The following is a 17,969-nucleotide window of genomic DNA, read 5'->3' on the forward strand; positions in this document are numbered from 1 at the left end:
CTTCTGTGCGCTCGACTTGCATGTATTAGGCACGCCGCCAGCGTTCGTCCTGAGCCAGGATCAAACTCTCCATTAAAGTGTTTGATTTGCTCATTCACAAGTTTCCTTGTGGTTCTTACATGTGTTGAGATCTATTGATCTCTCTTTACGCTTGGCTATTGTTTAGTTTTCAATGAGCTTGTGTCGCTGTTTGTTGGCGACTTAATTAATATACCATTTCCCTGTAGTACCGTCAAGTGTTTTTTAAGAAAAAATTTATCTTCTCAGTCCTACCTTTGGCAGAAGCCAATGAAATACTCCTTAAAAACGTTACTCTGTATGTAACTACGGAAGAATGAACTGCTGCACTGCCACCAACAACAATAAACCTGGTAATCCTAAGAAAGCAACCGTCAAACTTGTCATGATATTAATTGGTAAGAAAAAGCCTGTTAGTCCTGTAAGTGAATTCACAAGAAATAAGCATAGCATTGCAACAATGACACGAATCAACACACGTCCGATGAAACGCATTGGCTTCATTGGGGCACCAACGAGTAGAAAAAGTACAATCACGCAACCCATTATAAGAACAATCATCCATGACTCCATATGTCATCCTCCATACAGCCTGTCTTACTCCTACTGTATGCAAGCTCACTTTCTTTAGAACATCTACAGCCCCATTCAATATAAAAGGAAGCCCTTATTTGCTATCATCAACAATCAGGGCTTCCTTCTACACGCTGGTGTCTCGTACGCGCTTCCCGCAATAACATCGAGTAAAGTGCCTCGTCACGCTTCTTCTGCATACAAACCTCTTCTGGTATTACAACGCTATGCGCAAGGATGCCTCTTTTATAGTCTAACATTTGTTTTAGCATATCCATATGCTCAAGAAGACGTTCATCCTCCTCCTTACGTAAACGCCCTCTTTTTTTGAACTGTAGCATTATATTTCGCGCCTTCCTTCAATCGCTTTTGATAATGTCATTTCGTCTGCATACTCTAAGTCACCCCCGACAGGCAACCCGTGTGCCAAACGAGTCACTTTGATTCCGGTTGGCTTGAGGAGTCGCGATATATACATCGCTGTTGCTTCCCCTTCAATGGTCGGATTCGTCGCAATAATGACTTCTTGTTTATTGTCATCTTCTTGGAGTCTCTTAATCAACTCAACTACTTTAATATCTTCTGGACCAATACCATCCATCGGTGATATCGCCCCGTGCAATACATGATATAACCCTGTGTATTCACGCATTTTTTCCATGGCAATCAAATCGCGCACTTCCTGCACGACACAAATCGTCGTTTGGTCACGCTTCATATCCTCACATACATAACATGGATCTGTGTCTGTAATATGGTGGCAACGTGTGCAATATGTTAAGTCTCTTTTTGCATGCACAAGTGCTTTTGCAAAAGACAGCACGTCATCTTCTTTCATGTCTAATATATGAAAAGCTAAACGAGTTGCTGTCTTTGGACCTATCCCAGGTAAATACGTAAATCCCTCAATCAATTTTGCGATTGGTTGTGGGTACTGCACACCGCATCCCCCCTAAAACATGCCTGGTAAATTTAATCCCTTCGTAAACTTACCCATGTCACGTTCGATAAGTTCATCCACTTGTTTTAACGCTTCATTCGTTGCAGCAACAATTAAATCTTGTAGCATATCTACATCGTCGGGATCAACAACATCCTCAGCAATTTTTACATCAACAATCCGTTTGTCACCTGCAGCAGTAACCGTCACCATACCACCACCCGCTGTTGCTTCAACTGTCTTACTTTTGAGCTCCTCTTGCGCTTCCATCATTTGTTTTTGCATTTTTTGCATTTGCTTCATCATGCCACCCATATTTTTCATGTCAATGCACCCCTTCTTTTTATGAATCGATTATTTCTATCAGATCTTCTCCGACAAGTTTGACAGCCTCATCAACCAAGGCACCTTCGCTCTTCGGTTGCTCATTCCGTTTCTCGCGTACATAATCACGTTTGATAAGCAACCATTGTTGGTTCAATAGTGTCACGAAGTCTCCTTGGTGAGCGAACACTCCCTGCATTACTTGCTTTAGCTCGCCACGAAACTTTGTATCCATCATATCACGATGCATCTCATTTTGGAATGCTAAAAGCACCTTCGTTTTTGATGCCGCAACTGGTTTCGCATCACTGAGCCATGCATGTGCAGGAACGCTAAGAGACTTCAACTGTTCCATCAACGCCCCCCAATGGCTTGTCACTTCCTGCAAGAACCCTTTTTCCGCTTGCGTTAACAATTCGCGCGCAACGGGTGGGACATGAGATGATGACCCTGTTGTCTTTTGTGCAGGCGAAGCTATGCGAGCATGTGTTGTGGCAACCTTTTCTGGCCTTGTCACTTCTCTATCGTGCTGCATATTTGACTGCAACATTTTTAAGTCAGCCTCTAATTTCTCGATCTTTTGCATCAATGTATCAATCACAGTAGGGTCCGTCGCCTTTTCCACATTGGGTGCAGACTGCAGCACCTTTAGCATCGACATCTCTAGTACGGTACGTGGGTGCACTGACCATTTCATTTCTTGCTGCCCCTCATGTAATGATTGCAACATGTGATGAACTTGGGGTGCCTTAAACAACGACGCGACCTCATTAAATGACCCATCTAAACTTGCTCGTTCAAACAAATGCGTAGCCTCTGGAGCTGCGCTATACAACAACATATCACGTAAATAGAAGATCATATCTTCTAATAAACGCCTCGGATCTTTTCCTTTTTTTAACTCTTCATCAATTGTATTTAACGCAAACACTGCATCTTCTTTAGCAACTGCATGCATCAATGTGTTAAGTGCCTGCCGCGATACCGCTCCCGTCATCGTCAGGACATCAGATGCGTGCACCTTTTCATCCGAAAATGCTAACGCCTGATCAAGTAAACTAAGTGCATCACGCATGCCTCCATCTGCCGCTCTCGCAATTAATTGCAACGCTTCTAGCTCGTACTCATAATTGTCAGCCTGTAAAATCTGTTCCATTTGTTGCACAAGCACCTGCATCGAAATGGGTTTGAAGTCAAAACGTTGGCAACGGGACAAAATCGTTAAAGGGATTTTATGCGGTTCTGTCGTGGCCAAGATGAAAATCACATGAGCTGGCGGTTCTTCCAACGTTTTCAATAACGCGTTGAAAGCTCCCGTAGAAAGCATATGTACCTCATCAATAATGTACACTTTGTAAGGAACTGCAGTCGGTGAGAACTTCACCTTATCACGAATATCCCGTATCTCATCTACACCGTTATTGGAGGCTGCATCAATTTCAATGACATCTACAACAGACATCTCTGTAATCCCCACACATGCGGCACATACATTACACGGTTCTGTCACAGGCGCACGCTCACAATTGATTGCTTTTGCAATAATTTTTGCTGCACTCGTCTTTCCCGTCCCCCTCGGACCAGAAAATAAATACGCATGCGCAATTTTTTGTTGCATAAGCGCATTTTGCAACGTTTTTGTAATATGTGTTTGTCCGACTACATCTGCTAGTTGTTGCGGACGCCACACACGATATAACGCCTGATAACTCATAGAAACGCCTCCTCCCCTTCAGCTTCACCTCTTTCATATTATAACGTTTTCTCCGCACGCTGAAAACAAAAAAACAACCACTTCCCGTAGTTGCCCTTGTTTACATATTTGCGACGTCATACATATGACTTTCATCTCGTCTCATATATTATAAATGCCGTGCACCTTCCTTTGATTAAAGAACCACAAGTGCTACCTAAGCAGTTTGCTCAATCCAGGCACCTCTGCGGCACACGAAAGGATCCACTTACTGCTGCTTCCTTCCGGACCTGACAGGGTTCATGGGTTTCCGTTGCGCAGAACCCAAATGTCATCACCACTTACTTAGGGCAAACCTTGCAGTACTGAAACCTCAAGAAGGGATTCAGCCTCGCTATAGCGGATTGCGAGTTACAGGACACCGCTACCTTCCCACCTAGCACGACAAAGTGTATAACCATTTTTATATGCACCTCACTAGTGCATTTTCTAGTATACGCCACACAAAGAAAAAGCGCAAGAAAAAAATCTGTATTTCCCTGCAAGTCATGTGCAAATTAACGCTTTTTCAATCGCAACGCTTTAAAAAAATTTGTGAGTCGTGCACGACATAACTCCTCTAACACACCAGATATGACTGTACTCCGATGATTAAAACGGGGTTCATCCAATAAGTTTATGATGGTGCCTGCACAACCAGCCTTTGGATCACTGGCGCCATATACAACCGTGGGTATCCGTGCTTGCACAATCGCCCCCGCACACATTGGACATGGTTCTAGTGTCACATAAAGCGTACATTGCTCTAAACGCCAAGAATTCAATGTCTGGCAAGCGCGATCAATTGCGATCACTTCAGCATGTGCCAACGCAGCTTGTGCTGTTTCTCGCAAGTTATGCCCCGCAGCAATCATTTTTCCGTCTTTCACAATGACTGCGCCAATTGGCACCTCCCCTAGATGCTCCGCATATGTCGCCTGTTTAAGCGCGAGCTCCATCCAATGTTCATGATTGGTCTCCATCTATCTCGCTCCCTCTCCCCAAGCACTCAAATACGAAAGAAGCTCTATGTGAGTGACACAGAGCTTTATCGTAAGTTACAAGAAAGGAAAAATTACGGTTCAATTTTCAGCCACCGACAACGTTTCCCTCCATAGAAATATCTATTGTTCCATTTGACGCGCTAAAAAGCTCGCTGCCGTTTCAGCCATCTTTTGCTCTAGTTGTCCATTTAAAGGCTTATCTTGAGTAAAGATGACAACAGTACCAATCGGATCCCCACCGGCAATAATTGGTGCAACAACAAAACCTCTATAGTCACCTTGATACTCTCCAACAATATTGTGTTCGCCCGCCTCCGATTCCAAGTGGACTTTTCGACTCGTCATCGCCTTCTCAACAATATCACCAATTGCTTTACCTGCATATTCTTTTTTGGAAGCACCCGATACAGCAATATATGTATCGCGGTCGGAGATCAAGATATTTTGATTCAAACTGTCATACAACGCTTCTGCATATTCCTTCGCAAAATCGCTCAACTCAGAGATGGGAGAGTACTTTTTCAAGATCACTTCCCCATCTCGATCCACAAAAATTTCCAGCGGGTCTCCCTCTCTTATACGTAATGTGCGACGGATCTCTTTAGGAATTACAACACGACCGAGATCATCAATACGTCGTACAATGCCTGTTGCTTTCAATATCGCGCGCCTCACTTTCTTGAAATGGATTTTCAGAAAATCATGTCCCCTGTAGTATTCTTCCTTTTCTTTGAACTATTCACCAGAACACGAATTTCATTCTTTCCTACAAGATTGTAGTGCTACGCGCAAATGATCTCAATACCCTTTACGTAGATGTAGGAGACGGTGCTTTTTCCTTACGTGCTGTTGGCAATGATTGCAACAGCTGCAATAAATATTGTAGCAACTGTTCGTCTGATAATGTTTTTATTTTAATCACAAATTTCACTTGCGCGCCCGTTGTGCCGATTGTCACTTCGCGCCCAATATGACGTGCGGCTTCAAAAAGTTTTGCCCCGTCCATGTTGTTTGTCGCGCCTTCTGACAGCAGCACAGTCACGACTTCACTCGTAGCAGTAATTTTTTCTACCCCTTCAACGTCAGCCAACAGCTTTATTTTCGTCATTGACAACAAGTAATCCACTTGCTTTGGATATTCCCCAAAACGATCTAACATTTCGTCACGTAAATCGTCTAGTTCCTCAATCGTTTCTGCACCTTTAAAACGTTTATACATCTCAATTTTCTGCTTTGCATCAGGAATATACTGTTCAGGAATATACGCATCGATGCTAAGAACAATCTCTGTTTGTGCAGGTGGTACTTTCGGTTTCTCTCCCTTTCGATCTTCAATGGCCTCTTTTAACATTTGTGAATACAAATCAAAGCCTACAGAATGAATAAAACCGTGTTGCTGTGCACCAAGTAAATTGCCTGCTCCACGAATTGTTAAATCACGCATCGCAATTTTAAATCCAGACCCAAGCTCTGTAAACTCTTTAATCGCTTGCAAACGCTTCTCAGCCACCTCAGACAATACTTTATTCGCCTCATACGTAAAATAAGAATACGCTACCCGATTGGAGCGCCCCACACGCCCACGAATTTGATACAATTGCGACAAACCCATTCGGTCAGCATGACAAACAATCAATGTGTTAACGTTAGGGATGTCGACACCCGTTTCAATGATCGTTGTCGTAACGAGCACATCCCCTTCGCCTTCAATAAAATTCAAAATAATTGATTCTAACTCACGTTCATTCATTTGTCCATGCGCATAAGAGACACGAGCATCTGGCACAAGCGTTGCAATTTTTTCCGTCATCCGTTCGATATCTTCCACACGGTTATAAAGCACATATACTTGACCACCACGTGTTAACTCCCGCTCAATCGCTTCACGCACAAGCGCAGGGTTAAACTCAACGACATACGTTTGGACTGGAAAACGATTTTCCGGTGCGGTTTCAATGACCGATAAGTCACGTACCCCAAGCATAGACATATGCAATGTTCGCGGAATAGGCGTTGCTGTCAATGTAAGCACATCAATCCCGACACGTAATTGTTTAATCTTTTCTTTATGCGTTACCCCGAAGCGTTGCTCTTCATCTACAATAAGCAACCCTAAGTCGTGAAACAACACATCTTTTGACAATAAACGGTGTGTGCCAATGACAATATCAACAGAGCCCGCTTTTAACCCCTTCAATGTGTGCGTCTGCTCTTTTTTTGAGCGAAAACGACTTAACACACCGACTTGAATGGGATAATCAGAAAAACGCTCTGTGATGGTCTCGAAATGTTGCTGTGCCAAAATGGTTGTCGGAACGAGCAGCGCCACTTGTTTTCCGTCCATAATGGCCTTAAAAGCAGCACGAATTGCGACTTCTGTTTTCCCATAGCCAACATCTCCACATAACAAGCGATCCATCGGTTGTGGCTTTTCCATATCACCTTTAATTTCGGTAATTGCACGTAGCTGGTCTTCCGTCTCTTGGTAGGCAAAAGATGCCTCAAATTCTCGTTGCTCTGGACCGTCTTCTGAGAATTTATATCCAACACTCACTTGTCGCTCGGCATATAACTTGATTAAATCGTCCGCAATGTCTTCAACAGATGCTTTAACTTTCCTTTTTACTTTTTTCCAATCACTCCCACCAAGTGCATGCATCTTCGGATCTTTGTCTTCCGAGCCAACGAACTTCTGTACTTGATCAATTTGTTCAACTGGTACGTATAACTTATCATTACCAGCATAACGCAAATGTAAATAGTCTTTATGAACACCGTTAATCTCGAGCGTCTCGACACCTAAGTACTTCCCCACCCCGTGATTCACATGGACAACCAAGTCACCCACGGCCAACTCAGAATAACTTTTAATTCTCTCCGCATTAGACAGTTTTTGTCGACGCTTCGGCTGTCTCGCTTGCTTAGCAAAAACCTCTTCCTCTGTCACAACAACGAGACGTTGATCCGTTAACTCAAAACCAGCATTTAAATGACCCACATAAATTTGCGCTGAGCCAGGTGAGAGCGGGGTTTTTGATTCAACAACATGGGCCGTGATCTGTTCGTCAGCTAATTGCAATGACAATCTTTTCGCTCGCTCAACTGTACCAGCCACAAAGACAACCGTGTATTGATGACTTAACCATCGCTTTACTTCGGACACAAGCAAATCCATTTGCCCATGGAAATTTTGCATCGTTTTACACGAGACATTTGTTACTTTATCTAAGTGGCTCGATGAATGATGCTTCTGAAATAATGATAAATAAATCATCGGACCGTGCCACGCTTGCAATTTTGCTAAGGCGTCAAGCGACATCTGAGCATCATGCACAATATCACCTTGTGCAAGCATTGCCATATGCCATTCAAGCTCTTCTTTTTGCAATTGATCTGCCATTTCCTTTACACGGCTTGGCTCATTTAACCACACAACAGTCCGTTCAGGTATGTACGATAACAACGATTGTGGCTGTTCGTAATAAAATGACATGTATTTATACATACCTTCAAAAGTTGTTCGTTGTTTTAATTGACTAATCTCAAACGGAATCCGCTCCTGTAAATTTTTGCGCGTTTGCTCGTTCGCTATCTTCTTTAATGTAAAAGCAAGTTGCTCATCCAATTTATTTGCCGCATAGCTGTAATGCTGATCTGTCAACAACACCTCTTCAGATGGTCCGATCGTAATCTCTTGAATCATCTCTTCAGAGCGTTGTGTTTCTAAAGAAAAATAACGTAATGAGTCAATTTCTGTATCAAATAATTCGATCCGAATCGGGTACTCTTCCGTAAGCGGATACACATCTAAAATGCCGCCCCTTACACTCATGTCACCCGGAGCTGAGATCATGTCCACACGGCGGTAGCCAAGTGTCACCAGACGACCAATAAACGCTTCCCACTCGCCAATATCATCACCCACTTTTAATTGCAATTGACTTTGTTGCCAAAGTGATTTTGGTGGTAATAATCGACGAATACCTGCTAGAGGCACAACAATGACACCCGAGAATTGTTGCCCGAGTGCGTTCATTAACTCAATCCGCTGCGCCTTCATTTCTGGACTCGCTACCGCAATCTCCATTGAAATGAGTTCATTTACTGGATAGAGGTAAACACGGGACTCTCCAAGTAAAGCGGCTAAGTCATTGTACAGTTTCTGTGCATGATATAAATTATGTGTGACCACCAGCTGACTTTTTTTCGTTTCTCGATATGCCGTTGCAATTGCGATCGTACGTGCTGAACCACTCAATCCCGATAGTAAGTGGTCATTCAGATCACGTTCAATGCCGTCCGTAACCGCTTTTAGCGCAGGCGTCATCCCCACATATTGTTGCAATCCTAACATCGTTCTTTTCCCCCTGATTCCTTCTCATCTAGTGGAGCCCTTTATCCTCACTCCATCTAAAACCCTGTCTTTTTATTGCTACTCAATATCTAACCAGCATATGCCTACAAACGACAGAAGCACTTCACTGAATAAAGTTGGGGAGCATATAAAGTTCAGGTTGTTGTTCAAGTGCTGCATGGCAATGTTCACATATCGTTTTTACTTGTATATCACCATTTTGTATGTACGTCAATAGTGCCTGTTGCTCGGCAATTGTTAAATTGCTAAACCCAAGCGCAGATAAGGACGTATCATTTGCCACACTTCCTAACAAGTGGTTACAGTGACGACAATGGTAGTGGATCATATCGCATGCCACCTTCTACGCGTTTTCTATCAGTATTGCCAGCAGCGATATCAATTATCCTAGTTAAACTTGTTCATCACATCTAAAAAAGGTTTCTCTAACCACATATTCACCGCAGCTACGGTTTTCTGCAAAACATCTGTCACTTGTGCCGTTTCGCCTTTCCGAAAACAGCTCAATACATAATTAGCTACCGACTCCCCTTGCTCAGGACGTCCTACACCTAATCTTATTCTTTTAAATTTCTCTGTCCCTAGATGGGCAATCAATGATTTGATGCCATTATGCCCACCGGCGCTGCCTTGCTGGCGTAAGCGCATTGTACCTACAGGTAAATCTAAATCATCATAAATAACTACGATATCTTCAAGCTGTATGTTATAAAAATCAAGGAAAGGGCGCACCGATTCACCTGAAAGATTCATATAAGTCAATGGTTTTAAGAAGTATATACGTTCTCCATTGAAACGGTACTCCCCATAAACACCTTGATGTTTACGCTGATCAATTGTCATTGCAAATTCTTTTGCACATGCATCAAGCGCCGCAAAACCAATATTATGCCGTGTCTGGTCATACTTTTTTCCGGGATTACCTAAACCTATAACAACTTTCATCTTAAATACTTCCTTTCTCAACATATAAGGAGCAGCCTCCTGCAGAAGCAGGAGGCTACGAACGAACACGCCAAGAGCGTAGATTGACCGTGTTTAACTCCTCATGACAGTTTTATGATGCATCTGCACTTGCCTCCGCCTCTTGATCGCCTTCCTCTGTCTCTTTAGGCTCAGCTGTCTCAACCGCCGGAGGTTGCACTGCCACAACTGTATCTTCGTCTTCATTGATAATGTGAACAGCAACATTTGGGCGAACATGCGCAACATGCAGCACATCACCAATTTGCAACTGAGAGATATCAACCGTAATACTTGCTGGAATATCGGCCGGTAAACAGCGCACTGTCAGTTCATGTAACTGATGGTTAAGCAAACCTCCCTGTGACACACCAGGTGAGTCTCCTTCTATATGGACAGGAACTTGAGCTTGAATCTCATTTAACATGTCTACTTCAAAAAAATCAATGTGAAGATAGTCGTTTTTAAGTGGGTCTTTTTGCACAGCCTGAATCATCACTTGATAACTTTGATCATTTTCAACATCCAACTTCAACAATCCATTCTGCCCAATTTCACGCAATAACTTCTTCAAGTCGGTATGATCAACAGCGACATTCTGACTCTCGATTTTTTTTCCGTACACAACACCCGGAACAAGCCCCTCTTTCCGTACATGTTTTGCCTTTTGTCCACGCAAGTCTTGACGCATTCGAGCATGAAGTGTTGTCATCACTTTTCACCTTGCCTTTCTTAAATAAAGTTTAATACACATTGACACCATTTCCTGTCAAATAACGATTACTTGACGCCAACGCTATCTATGATGTACTTCTTTTCTCTTTGTAATAAGAGTTTTGGCTCGGCTCTTTCTTTGGCTATCCAAAGCTTGATGTGTCTCTTGACGTCAAACACCTTTGTCAGAACAAAATAAAGTCTATATAGAAGTCCTCTCTAAGGCTTATCTCCTCCTTTAATTAAATAACGTTGAAACTGAAGCGTCCTCATGCACACGAATGATCGCTTCCGCCATTAATGGTGCAACCGACAATTGAGTGATGTTTGCTCCTTGCTGCCCGTCTTTTAAGGCAATCGTATTCGTTACGACCAATTCCTTAATCTTCGAGTGACGGATGCGCTCAATTGCTGGTCCCGAAAGAACAGGATGTGTACAGCAAGCATAGACTTCTTTTGCACCTTGCTCTATTAATGCATTCGCCGCAAGTGTAATTGTTCCTGCCGTATCGATAATATCATCTATAATAATTGCCGTTTTCCCTTCAATGTGACCCACAATGTTCATCACTTCTGCAACATTTGGTTCTGGTCGTCGCTTGTCAATAATGGCAATAGGTGCTTTTAAGCGATCTGCCATCTTGCGCGCCCGCACGACCCCTCCGTGATCAGGCGAAACAACAACAATGTCCTCTAACCCTTTGCTTTCAAAGTACGTGGATAAAATTGGCACACCCATTAATTGATCTACTGGAATATCAAAAAAACCTTGGATTTGCGTCGCATGCAAGTCCAGTGTAAGCAAACGCGTCGCGCCCGCTTTCTCTAATAAATTCGCAACCAATTTCGCTGTGATCGGTTCCCGTGCCCGGGCTTTACGGTCTTGACGCGCATAACCATAATAAGGCATCACCACATTAATTGTCCGCGCCGATGCACGCTTTAATGCGTCAATCATAATAAGCAATTCCATCAAATGTTCGTTTGCTGGTGCAGATGTCGATTGAATTAAATATACATCACAGCCTCGAATACTCTCTTCAATATTAATCTGCACTTCTCCATCACTAAAACGCATCACTGAGTTTTTCCCAAGTGAGATACCGATATTTTGAGCAATTTCCGCTGCCAATGCTTTATTAGAATTAAGCGTAAATACCTTTAAGCTAGGATCGCTATAATTTGCCATTTGTTCAAAGAACCTCCAGTAAAATTATCTGTCTTTTTTCACATAATTTTCTTTGTTGACTTGTCGTGCTCGACCAATCGCAAGCGCATGATCGGGAACTGTTTCCGTAATGGTTGAACCAGCGGCAACAAATGCTTCTTTCCCTATTTCCACAGGTGCAATTAAATTTGTTCCTGAACCAACAAAAGCACCTGCGCGTATGATTGTTTCCCATTTATTCTCTCCGTCATAATTAACTGTCACAACGCCACAGCCAATATTCACATCTTCCCCCACATTCGCATCACCAATGTAACTTAAATGGGATACTTTACTACGTTCCGCAAGTGTCGTTTTTTTCAATTCAACAAAATTACCAACCTTTGCATCACAACCTATAACAGAACCTGGACGAATATGGGCAAATGGTCCAATCGTCACCCCTGATGCAATTTGACTTTTTGTAACCACTGATTGGCGAATACACACATTGTCTCCTACATGAGCCTCTTCTATCTCAGTCCCCGACTCGATCCGACAACCTTCTCCAATGACCGTTGTTCCTTTTATGACGCATCCTGGTGCAATGGTTGTGTCTCTTCCAATATTTGCATCAACAGAAATGTACGTTGTTGTTGGATCGATGAGTGTTACGCCTTCTCTCATCCACCGGGCGTTAATGCGTGCACGCATGAGCGCCTCAGCTTCTGATAACGCCACGCGGTCATTGACACCTAATGTATCCGCAAAGTGATCCGTGCGATAAGCAGCAATTTTTTCTCCTTGCTGCTGTAAAATTCCGATCACATCTGGTAAATAATACTCACCTTGTACATTTTCGTTTGTCACACGCGTTAACGCTTCAAAAAGCACTTCATTATCAAAACAATATGTGCCGGTATTAATTTCTTTTGTTGCCCGTTCGGATTCATTTGCATCTTTATGCTCAACAATTCGTTCCACATCACCGGCCGTTCCACGTATAATGCGTCCGTAACCTGTTGCATCATCAGCAATGGCTGTTAACACCGTCGCTTTTGCTTCACGCGCCTCATGTGTTTGGATGAGCTTGCGAATTGTATCCGCTTGTAATAAAGGCGTATCACCACACAATACAACCGTCGTTCCTTTACGCCCGACAAATAGTGACTCTGCACAACGAACAGCATGACCGGTACCGAGCTGTTCATTTTGCAAAACAAAATGAACATTTTGTGACAGCGTCTCTTTTACTTGTGCCGCACCATGTCCAACAATGACTGCAGTCTCATCAAAACCCACTTCTTGCACTTGGTCGACCACGTGAGACACCATAGGTTTGCCACAAACGTGGTGTAGCACCTTATATAGCTTTGATTTCATTCGTGTTCCTTGTCCTGCTGCCAAAATTATTGCAAATCTACCGCTCATTTTGTCCCTCCTGGCATTTCATTGTCATTCAAACTATACTCTAAAAAACGCGTGATTTCAAGGGATTGACAAGCAAGCAAAAAGAAATTCATTACTGGGCGTTTGCTGTGTCTCATAAAGAAAGTTCTTTTGTAGAAATGAATGCGCTATCAAAAAAAGCTAACCTCAGTTTCAGGTTAGCTCTATACCTCTTAGCTCTCCATTTCTAAAATATTTGATTTTAACTTTGAGTTATGACGCACCCGCTTCTTCATAACTTTCAGCCCTCATGTATGCGCCTACACGGTCGTACTCATTCATAACGGCTACTTGAATCTTTTCACGCGTGTGAGAAGAAATAGGGTGCGCAATGTCTCTAAATTCCCCATCCGGGGTGCGTTTACTTGGCATCGCTACGAACAAGCCGTTGTTGCCATCAATTACACGGATGTCATGGACGACAAACTCATGATCAATTGTAATTGAGGCAATGGCCCGCATCCTACCTTCTGTTTGAACCCGACGCAACCTGACATCTGTAATTTCCATGTTGTTCACTCTCCTTATCGTCTTCCTGTATACTCAATTCGCGATAAACGAGGGATTCCCTCTGTGAAAATGCACATTACACAGAAAAATTTTTCCGGACTAAAAAACCTCCTATATACATAGAAGGTGGAAAAATTTACACTAGCGCCATCACTTCAATTTCAATTAAAACATCTTTTGGTAAACGTGCCACTTCCACACAAGAGCGCGCAGGTTGATGGTCCCTAAAATATTCTCCATACACCTCATTAATGCGTGGAAAATCATCCATATTTTTAATAAACACCGTTGCTTTGACGACGTTGTCAAAGGAAGAACCTGCCGCTTGCAAAACGGCCTGTAAATTTGCAAAAACTTGACGTGTTTGCTCTTCCACTGAACCAGCTACCAATGCTCCTGTCGCTGTCAAAGGGATTTGACCTGAGCTATAAAACATATTGCCAACTACAATTCCTTGCGAGTATGGTCCAATTGCTTGTGGTGCTTCATTTGTATGAATCTTTTTCATCTGTATGCTCCCTCATTTTCATTAAAATATTGCCGGCCTCCACTTGTATATGCCGGTCTTTCACATCAACTCGGGCCAATTTCGTTAATGACACGTAACCGTCAATTAATTTTTCCTTTACATCGGCTGTTTCGACGAGTACACCCGTTCCAATGACTTCGGCGTGGAATTCAGCAAGTAAGTCCATCATACCACGAATCGTGCCACCCGCTTTCATAAAATCATCCACAATAAACACTTTCGACCCTGGCGTCAAACTACGACGCGCTAGTGTCATTGTCTGCACACGATTGGAAGAACCAGAAGCATAGTTGACACTCACCGTCGCCCCTTCTGTCAATCGATGATCACGACGAACAATGCAGACAGGGGCATTTAATTGATGACCAAGTGCATAGGCAAGAGGAATCCCTTTTGTCGCTACCGTCATCACCGCGTCTACCTGCGTATGCGCAAGCAACGCAGCAAACAAACGTCCCACCTCATGCATAAGTCGCGGATGACCCAGTAAGTCCATCATATACAAATACCCGCCTGGTAAAATACGATCGGGATCATGTAATGTAGCAACAAGTTTGTCAATTAAAGTGTTGGCCTCGGAAATGCTCATCTTCGGTAAAAATTTTACCCCACCACTGGCACCTGCCATCGTTTGTAACGTCCCACGACCGTCAGCTTCTAGCATGTCTTTCATCATCACTAAGTCTTCACTAATTGATGACTTCGCTGCACCATAACGATTTGCAAATTGTGTCAGTGAGCGCACTTCATGTGGGTGCTGTAATAAGTCATACGTCATATGAACAAGACGCTCACTTCTTTTTAATTTCTTCATATATCCTCCGTCACTAAACACGAATATTTACGTACAATATATCATCTTTATACGGATTAAGGCAAGAAGCCATTTGAACGAATCCGTAAAAAATGCGTAAAAGAACAAAAAAATAAGTTGTATTTGAAGGATTAAAGGATGCCTAGCGGAAAGGGTGGTATGTTTGCCACACAAATGATAAAATAACGACAGCATATTATACAGAAGGTGACAACGTGAAATGTTCGATCAAAGCACCCGCAAAAATTAATTTATCGCTCGATGTCCTAAGAAAACGTACTGACGGCTATCATGAAGTCGAAATGGTCATGACAATGGTCGATTTAGCAGATCGGATTGATCTCACATTGCGGTCAGATGCGCGTATTTCTATCGAAGTATCTGGAGGCGCCGTTCCCACAGACAAGCGGAATCTCGTTTATCAAGCAGCGGCATTGTTAAAAAGACGTTATCGTATCTCAGCTGGGGTGCATATCCATATTACAAAGCAAATACCGATCTCAGCTGGGTTAGCTGGAGGCAGTAGCGATGCAGCAGCCACATTAAAAGGACTAAATAAAATTTGGGCACTTGGTTTAACGATTGATGAGCTTGCGGTGCTCGGTGCAGAAATTGGTTCTGATGTACCATTTTGTGTATACGGAGGAACTGCCCTTGCGACAGGGCGCGGTGAGCATATTGAGCAATTGCCGTCCCCCCCTCCTATGTGGGTCGTTTTAGCAAAACCCGCGCTTTCGGTTTCAACCGCCGAAGTGTACAATCGCCTAGATGTGTCCGCACTACGTCACGCTCAGACAACGGCCATGATTGATGCACTAAAACGGAAAGATGGTGTGGCAATCTGTCATTTACTTCATAACAGCCTCGAGGAAGTCACTTTAGAGCGCTACCCAGAGGTGGCACACATTAAAGAGCAAATACAAAAGTTTGGCGCAGATGGTGTGCTAATGAGCGGAAGTGGCCCTACTGTCTTTGCATTGGTACACAAGAAGTCACGTGCCAAACGTCTCTACAATAGCTTGCGGGGATTTTGCAAAGATGTTCATGCAGTACGTTTAATCGGTGATCGTTGATCCTCAAAAGAAAACCCTGACGGCACGTACGAAACGGTCCATCAGGGTTTTCTTACTAACGGTGACCAGTCAGCTTGTTTTCTGCAATCTCTATCGCGCGCTTCACCATATTCCCAGCGTCACGCGCACGGATGCCACCCCAACCTTCTTTCTTCACCGTATCGTAAAAGCCAAGCTCTTTTGCAAGTTCTTCCTTAAAGCTTTCTGACATCATACCACGTCTTCTGCTCATCGTTCACCCGCTCCTTTCAATGTCGGTCTGCATGCCAATGCATATGATGACCGCATGTCGAATTTGGCTTTGCGCTGCATCACGCAGCATGCTTAGTTTATCTCCTTAAACAAAAAAAAGACTTTCTTTTTACTGGAAAGAAAGTCCAAACATCATGCAAAAGCGGTAAAAGAACTTGTCTTATACATACACATGACAGACGCTAAATTAATGTCGCTTGTTTTCCATTCTCGCCAGTTAATAAAAGCTCCACCGTCTCTGTCAATACATCAGCATAGCTATAAGAAACCCGCCCAAAAGCGTTTTGTTCTTGGTCGAGTTTAATGACAAAAACCGACGGATGCGTTTCTTCAATCATTCCTGATCGTTCAGTTGTTCGTCGCCGTCCGCCATTTGCTTTCACAGTAATTTTCTTGCCCACATTTTCATCTAGCGCTCGTTTAATATCAAGTAAAGTCTTTGCCATCCCTACAACCACCTCACTCCTTCTTCATATTATACAGCACTTACATAAAAAAGTAAAACAAAAGATTATAACAAGCATGCTGTAGCTTTGTCAACAACTGTTTTTTTATCACATTGTTGTATAGTGTAGACCATTTTCATCTTTTTATGTATTCATTATAAAAAACGCCTCTTACTTTCGAGACGTTTCCTCTTTAAGGGGGATACCCAATCGCATGGCACCCCGTGTTTCAATGCCACCTAAACCTTTTTGACCCGTAATGGTGTTACGAACAACCTCCCACAAATTCGTGACTTCTGTAAAAGACATGCGACTAAGACGAGAGACGATATACACTGGGTCTAACGCATGAATATTAACTCGGTCAGGAGAACTGGCAAAATTTGCTCCCGCTTTAATTAAAGCTTCAAAATGTGACTGGCATGCGCCAGCAAAAATCATCAAGTCATCATAACCCCTTGTCAAACCGCGCGCAATACGTACACATTCCACAAAATAGCGCGTATGACGATACGCTTTTAAATCCTCCCGTGATCCTCGATTTTTTAAGTAAGCATCATGTCCGGTGACAACTAAAATATCGGGCTGAACCATCTCTAGGAGTGAGGCAATCTGTGTGGGCATTTTCTTTTCATCCAAATGTACGCCATATACCGGTACACCAAGCCTTTCATATAAAACAGTGCAGCGATCTAAATAATTGGCATCGCCATCAATATGCAATACACGTCCTCTCAGTTCAAAAAAGTCAGGGTCATCTTCATAACCAGCAGTTGCCTGATATTCTTGCCGCCGCTGCATTAATTTCGCGTCTTGTCTGAATAAACGATAGGAAGTATCCTCCATCTTTTTCGTACGTTGCTTTTCTATTTGGCGCTCTTGTGTTGACAGGACTTTCAAATCCGTCAGGGGCGCATCAGCAAGTAATCGTATATCTTCACCAGCTAACGTTGCTTCCTTATCGTTCATTGCGATGATGCGGAATAATATATCACACTGGTAAGAGAGACGTCCTACTACATCACCGACCTGAATTGTCATCATCCTTCCTCCTCTGCTCATAGCCTATGACTATATTAAGGATGATGTGTGTCTTTTTTCACGAT

The 17,969-nt window shown here is 43.1% G+C and carries 20 protein-coding genes, 1 rRNA gene and 1 other RNA gene; 1 reads left to right on the forward strand and 21 read right to left on the reverse strand.

Annotated features, from left to right (window positions below; translation table 11 throughout):
* The 18 genes from BLT29_RS12390 to purR form a co-directional block, all read right to left on the reverse strand.
* Positions 1-76: ribosomal RNA gene (locus BLT29_RS12390) — 16S ribosomal RNA — on the reverse strand; the annotation flags it as partial.
* A gap of 248 nt (positions 77-324) precedes the next feature.
* Entirely contained in the window at positions 325-591 is a 267-nt protein-coding gene (locus BLT29_RS12395; protein WP_090776637.1) for a pro-sigmaK processing inhibitor BofA family protein, read from the reverse strand.
* A gap of 107 nt (positions 592-698) precedes the next feature.
* Entirely contained in the window at positions 699-932 is a 234-nt protein-coding gene (locus tag BLT29_RS12400) for a YaaL family protein (protein ID WP_090776638.1), read from the reverse strand.
* Positions 932-1,531, reverse strand: a complete 600-nt coding sequence (gene recR / locus BLT29_RS12405; RefSeq protein ID WP_090776639.1) for a recombination mediator RecR — start codon at positions 1,529-1,531, stop codon at positions 932-934. Before recR ends, BLT29_RS12400 begins: the two co-directional genes overlap by 1 nt.
* A gap of 12 nt (positions 1,532-1,543) precedes the next feature.
* Positions 1,544-1,855: a YbaB/EbfC family nucleoid-associated protein gene (locus BLT29_RS12410; RefSeq protein WP_090776640.1), complete on the reverse strand. Its 312-nt coding sequence runs from the start codon at positions 1,853-1,855 to the stop codon at positions 1,544-1,546.
* 19 nt (positions 1,856-1,874) lie between these two features.
* Positions 1,875-3,569 (reverse strand): DNA polymerase III subunit gamma/tau, encoded by a 1,695-nt coding sequence (gene dnaX / locus BLT29_RS12415; RefSeq protein WP_090776641.1) that lies wholly within the window; start codon positions 3,567-3,569, stop codon positions 1,875-1,877.
* Positions 3,570-3,726: 157 nt separating this feature from the next.
* Positions 3,727-3,993, reverse strand: an RNA gene (gene ffs / locus BLT29_RS12420) — signal recognition particle sRNA large type.
* 112 nt (positions 3,994-4,105) lie between these two features.
* A complete protein-coding gene (tadA, locus tag BLT29_RS12425) occupies positions 4,106-4,570 on the reverse strand; it encodes a tRNA adenosine(34) deaminase TadA (RefSeq protein WP_090776642.1) in 465 nt (154 codons plus the stop codon).
* A gap of 141 nt (positions 4,571-4,711) precedes the next feature.
* The gene (gene spoVT, locus BLT29_RS12430) at positions 4,712-5,251 is read right to left on the reverse strand and encodes a stage V sporulation protein T (protein WP_090776643.1); all 540 of its coding nucleotides are present in this window, start codon (positions 5,249-5,251) and stop codon (positions 4,712-4,714) included.
* A gap of 148 nt (positions 5,252-5,399) precedes the next feature.
* Positions 5,400-8,945: a transcription-repair coupling factor gene (mfd, locus tag BLT29_RS12435; protein ID WP_090776644.1), complete on the reverse strand. Its 3,546-nt coding sequence runs from the start codon at positions 8,943-8,945 to the stop codon at positions 5,400-5,402.
* Positions 8,946-9,069: 124 nt separating this feature from the next.
* Positions 9,070-9,294, reverse strand: a complete 225-nt coding sequence (locus tag BLT29_RS12440) for an anti-sigma-F factor Fin (RefSeq protein WP_090776645.1) — start codon at positions 9,292-9,294, stop codon at positions 9,070-9,072.
* 59 nt (positions 9,295-9,353) lie between these two features.
* Positions 9,354-9,911 (reverse strand): aminoacyl-tRNA hydrolase, encoded by a 558-nt coding sequence (gene pth / locus BLT29_RS12445; RefSeq protein WP_090776646.1) that lies wholly within the window; start codon positions 9,909-9,911, stop codon positions 9,354-9,356.
* Between the two features lie 112 nt (positions 9,912-10,023).
* Positions 10,024-10,641, reverse strand: coding sequence for a 50S ribosomal protein L25/general stress protein Ctc (locus BLT29_RS12450; protein ID WP_090776647.1), 618 nt, complete (start codon positions 10,639-10,641; stop codon positions 10,024-10,026).
* 240 nt (positions 10,642-10,881) lie between these two features.
* The gene (locus BLT29_RS12455) at positions 10,882-11,832 is read right to left on the reverse strand and encodes a ribose-phosphate diphosphokinase (protein ID WP_090776648.1); all 951 of its coding nucleotides are present in this window, start codon (positions 11,830-11,832) and stop codon (positions 10,882-10,884) included.
* 24 nt (positions 11,833-11,856) lie between these two features.
* Complete coding sequence (gene glmU, locus BLT29_RS12460; RefSeq protein WP_090776649.1) at positions 11,857-13,221, reverse strand: bifunctional UDP-N-acetylglucosamine diphosphorylase/glucosamine-1-phosphate N-acetyltransferase GlmU; 1,365 nt, start codon at positions 13,219-13,221, stop codon at positions 11,857-11,859.
* A 231-nt stretch (positions 13,222-13,452) separates the two neighbouring features.
* Entirely contained in the window at positions 13,453-13,749 is a 297-nt protein-coding gene (gene spoVG / locus BLT29_RS12465; protein WP_090776650.1) for a septation regulator SpoVG, read from the reverse strand.
* Between the two features lie 136 nt (positions 13,750-13,885).
* Positions 13,886-14,257 carry a RidA family protein gene (locus BLT29_RS12470; protein ID WP_090776651.1) on the reverse strand — a complete coding sequence of 124 codons (372 nt, stop codon included), beginning with the start codon at positions 14,255-14,257 and terminating at the stop codon, positions 13,886-13,888.
* The gene (gene purR / locus BLT29_RS12475) at positions 14,235-15,092 is read right to left on the reverse strand and encodes a pur operon repressor (protein ID WP_090776652.1); all 858 of its coding nucleotides are present in this window, start codon (positions 15,090-15,092) and stop codon (positions 14,235-14,237) included. Before purR ends, BLT29_RS12470 begins: the two co-directional genes overlap by 23 nt.
* Positions 15,093-15,307: 215 nt before the next feature.
* Between purR and ispE the strand changes: the two genes are divergently transcribed.
* Positions 15,308-16,165 (forward strand): 4-(cytidine 5'-diphospho)-2-C-methyl-D-erythritol kinase, encoded by an 858-nt coding sequence (gene ispE, locus BLT29_RS12480; RefSeq protein ID WP_090776653.1) that lies wholly within the window; start codon positions 15,308-15,310, stop codon positions 16,163-16,165.
* A gap of 55 nt (positions 16,166-16,220) precedes the next feature.
* Here ispE and BLT29_RS12485 read toward each other — a convergent pair whose 3' ends face one another.
* The 3 genes from BLT29_RS12485 to yabG form a co-directional block, all read right to left on the reverse strand.
* Positions 16,221-16,397 carry a small, acid-soluble spore protein, alpha/beta type gene (locus BLT29_RS12485; RefSeq protein WP_090776654.1) on the reverse strand — a complete coding sequence of 59 codons (177 nt, stop codon included), beginning with the start codon at positions 16,395-16,397 and terminating at the stop codon, positions 16,221-16,223.
* A gap of 202 nt (positions 16,398-16,599) precedes the next feature.
* Positions 16,600-16,863 carry a biofilm formation stimulator Veg gene (veg, locus tag BLT29_RS12490; protein WP_090776655.1) on the reverse strand — a complete coding sequence of 88 codons (264 nt, stop codon included), beginning with the start codon at positions 16,861-16,863 and terminating at the stop codon, positions 16,600-16,602.
* 171 nt (positions 16,864-17,034) lie between these two features.
* Positions 17,035-17,904, reverse strand: a complete 870-nt coding sequence (gene yabG / locus BLT29_RS12495; protein WP_090776656.1) for a sporulation peptidase YabG — start codon at positions 17,902-17,904, stop codon at positions 17,035-17,037.
* Positions 17,905-17,969 lie beyond the last annotated feature (65 nt).

This window comes from Shouchella lonarensis (genome assembly GCF_900096965.1).
Lineage (GTDB): Bacteria > Bacillota > Bacilli > Bacillales > Bacillaceae_D > Shouchella > Shouchella lonarensis.

Excerpts from the sequence above, each read along its gene's own strand:
- BLT29_RS12395 (WP_090776637.1), bottom strand. The coding sequence starts at position 591 with ATGGAGTCATGGATGATTGTTCTTATAATGGGTTGCGTGATTGTACTT.
- BLT29_RS12400 (WP_090776638.1), bottom strand. The coding sequence starts at position 932 with ATGCTACAGTTCAAAAAAAGAGGGCGTTTACGTAAGGAGGAGGATGAA.
- BLT29_RS12410 (WP_090776640.1), bottom strand. The coding sequence starts at position 1,855 with ATGAAAAATATGGGTGGCATGATGAAGCAAATGCAAAAAATGCAAAAA.
- dnaX (WP_090776641.1), bottom strand. The coding sequence starts at position 3,569 with ATGAGTTATCAGGCGTTATATCGTGTGTGGCGTCCGCAACAACTAGCA.
- tadA (WP_090776642.1), bottom strand. The coding sequence starts at position 4,570 with ATGGAGACCAATCATGAACATTGGATGGAGCTCGCGCTTAAACAGGCG.
- mfd (WP_090776644.1), bottom strand. The coding sequence starts at position 8,945 with ATGTTAGGATTGCAACAATATGTGGGGATGACGCCTGCGCTAAAAGCG.
- BLT29_RS12440 (WP_090776645.1), bottom strand. The coding sequence starts at position 9,294 with ATGATCCACTACCATTGTCGTCACTGTAACCACTTGTTAGGAAGTGTG.
- pth (WP_090776646.1), bottom strand. The coding sequence starts at position 9,911 with ATGAAAGTTGTTATAGGTTTAGGTAATCCCGGAAAAAAGTATGACCAG.
- BLT29_RS12450 (WP_090776647.1), bottom strand. The coding sequence starts at position 10,641 with ATGACAACACTTCATGCTCGAATGCGTCAAGACTTGCGTGGACAAAAG.
- BLT29_RS12455 (WP_090776648.1), bottom strand. The coding sequence starts at position 11,832 with ATGGCAAATTATAGCGATCCTAGCTTAAAGGTATTTACGCTTAATTCT.
- glmU (WP_090776649.1), bottom strand. The coding sequence starts at position 13,221 with ATGAGCGGTAGATTTGCAATAATTTTGGCAGCAGGACAAGGAACACGA.
- spoVG (WP_090776650.1), bottom strand. The coding sequence starts at position 13,749 with ATGGAAATTACAGATGTCAGGTTGCGTCGGGTTCAAACAGAAGGTAGG.
- BLT29_RS12470 (WP_090776651.1), bottom strand. The coding sequence starts at position 14,257 with ATGAAAAAGATTCATACAAATGAAGCACCACAAGCAATTGGACCATAC.
- purR (WP_090776652.1), bottom strand. The coding sequence starts at position 15,092 with ATGAAGAAATTAAAAAGAAGTGAGCGTCTTGTTCATATGACGTATGAC.
- BLT29_RS12485 (WP_090776654.1), bottom strand. The coding sequence starts at position 16,397 with ATGAGCAGAAGACGTGGTATGATGTCAGAAAGCTTTAAGGAAGAACTT.
- veg (WP_090776655.1), bottom strand. The coding sequence starts at position 16,863 with ATGGCAAAGACTTTACTTGATATTAAACGAGCGCTAGATGAAAATGTG.
- yabG (WP_090776656.1), bottom strand. The coding sequence starts at position 17,904 with ATGACAATTCAGGTCGGTGATGTAGTAGGACGTCTCTCTTACCAGTGT.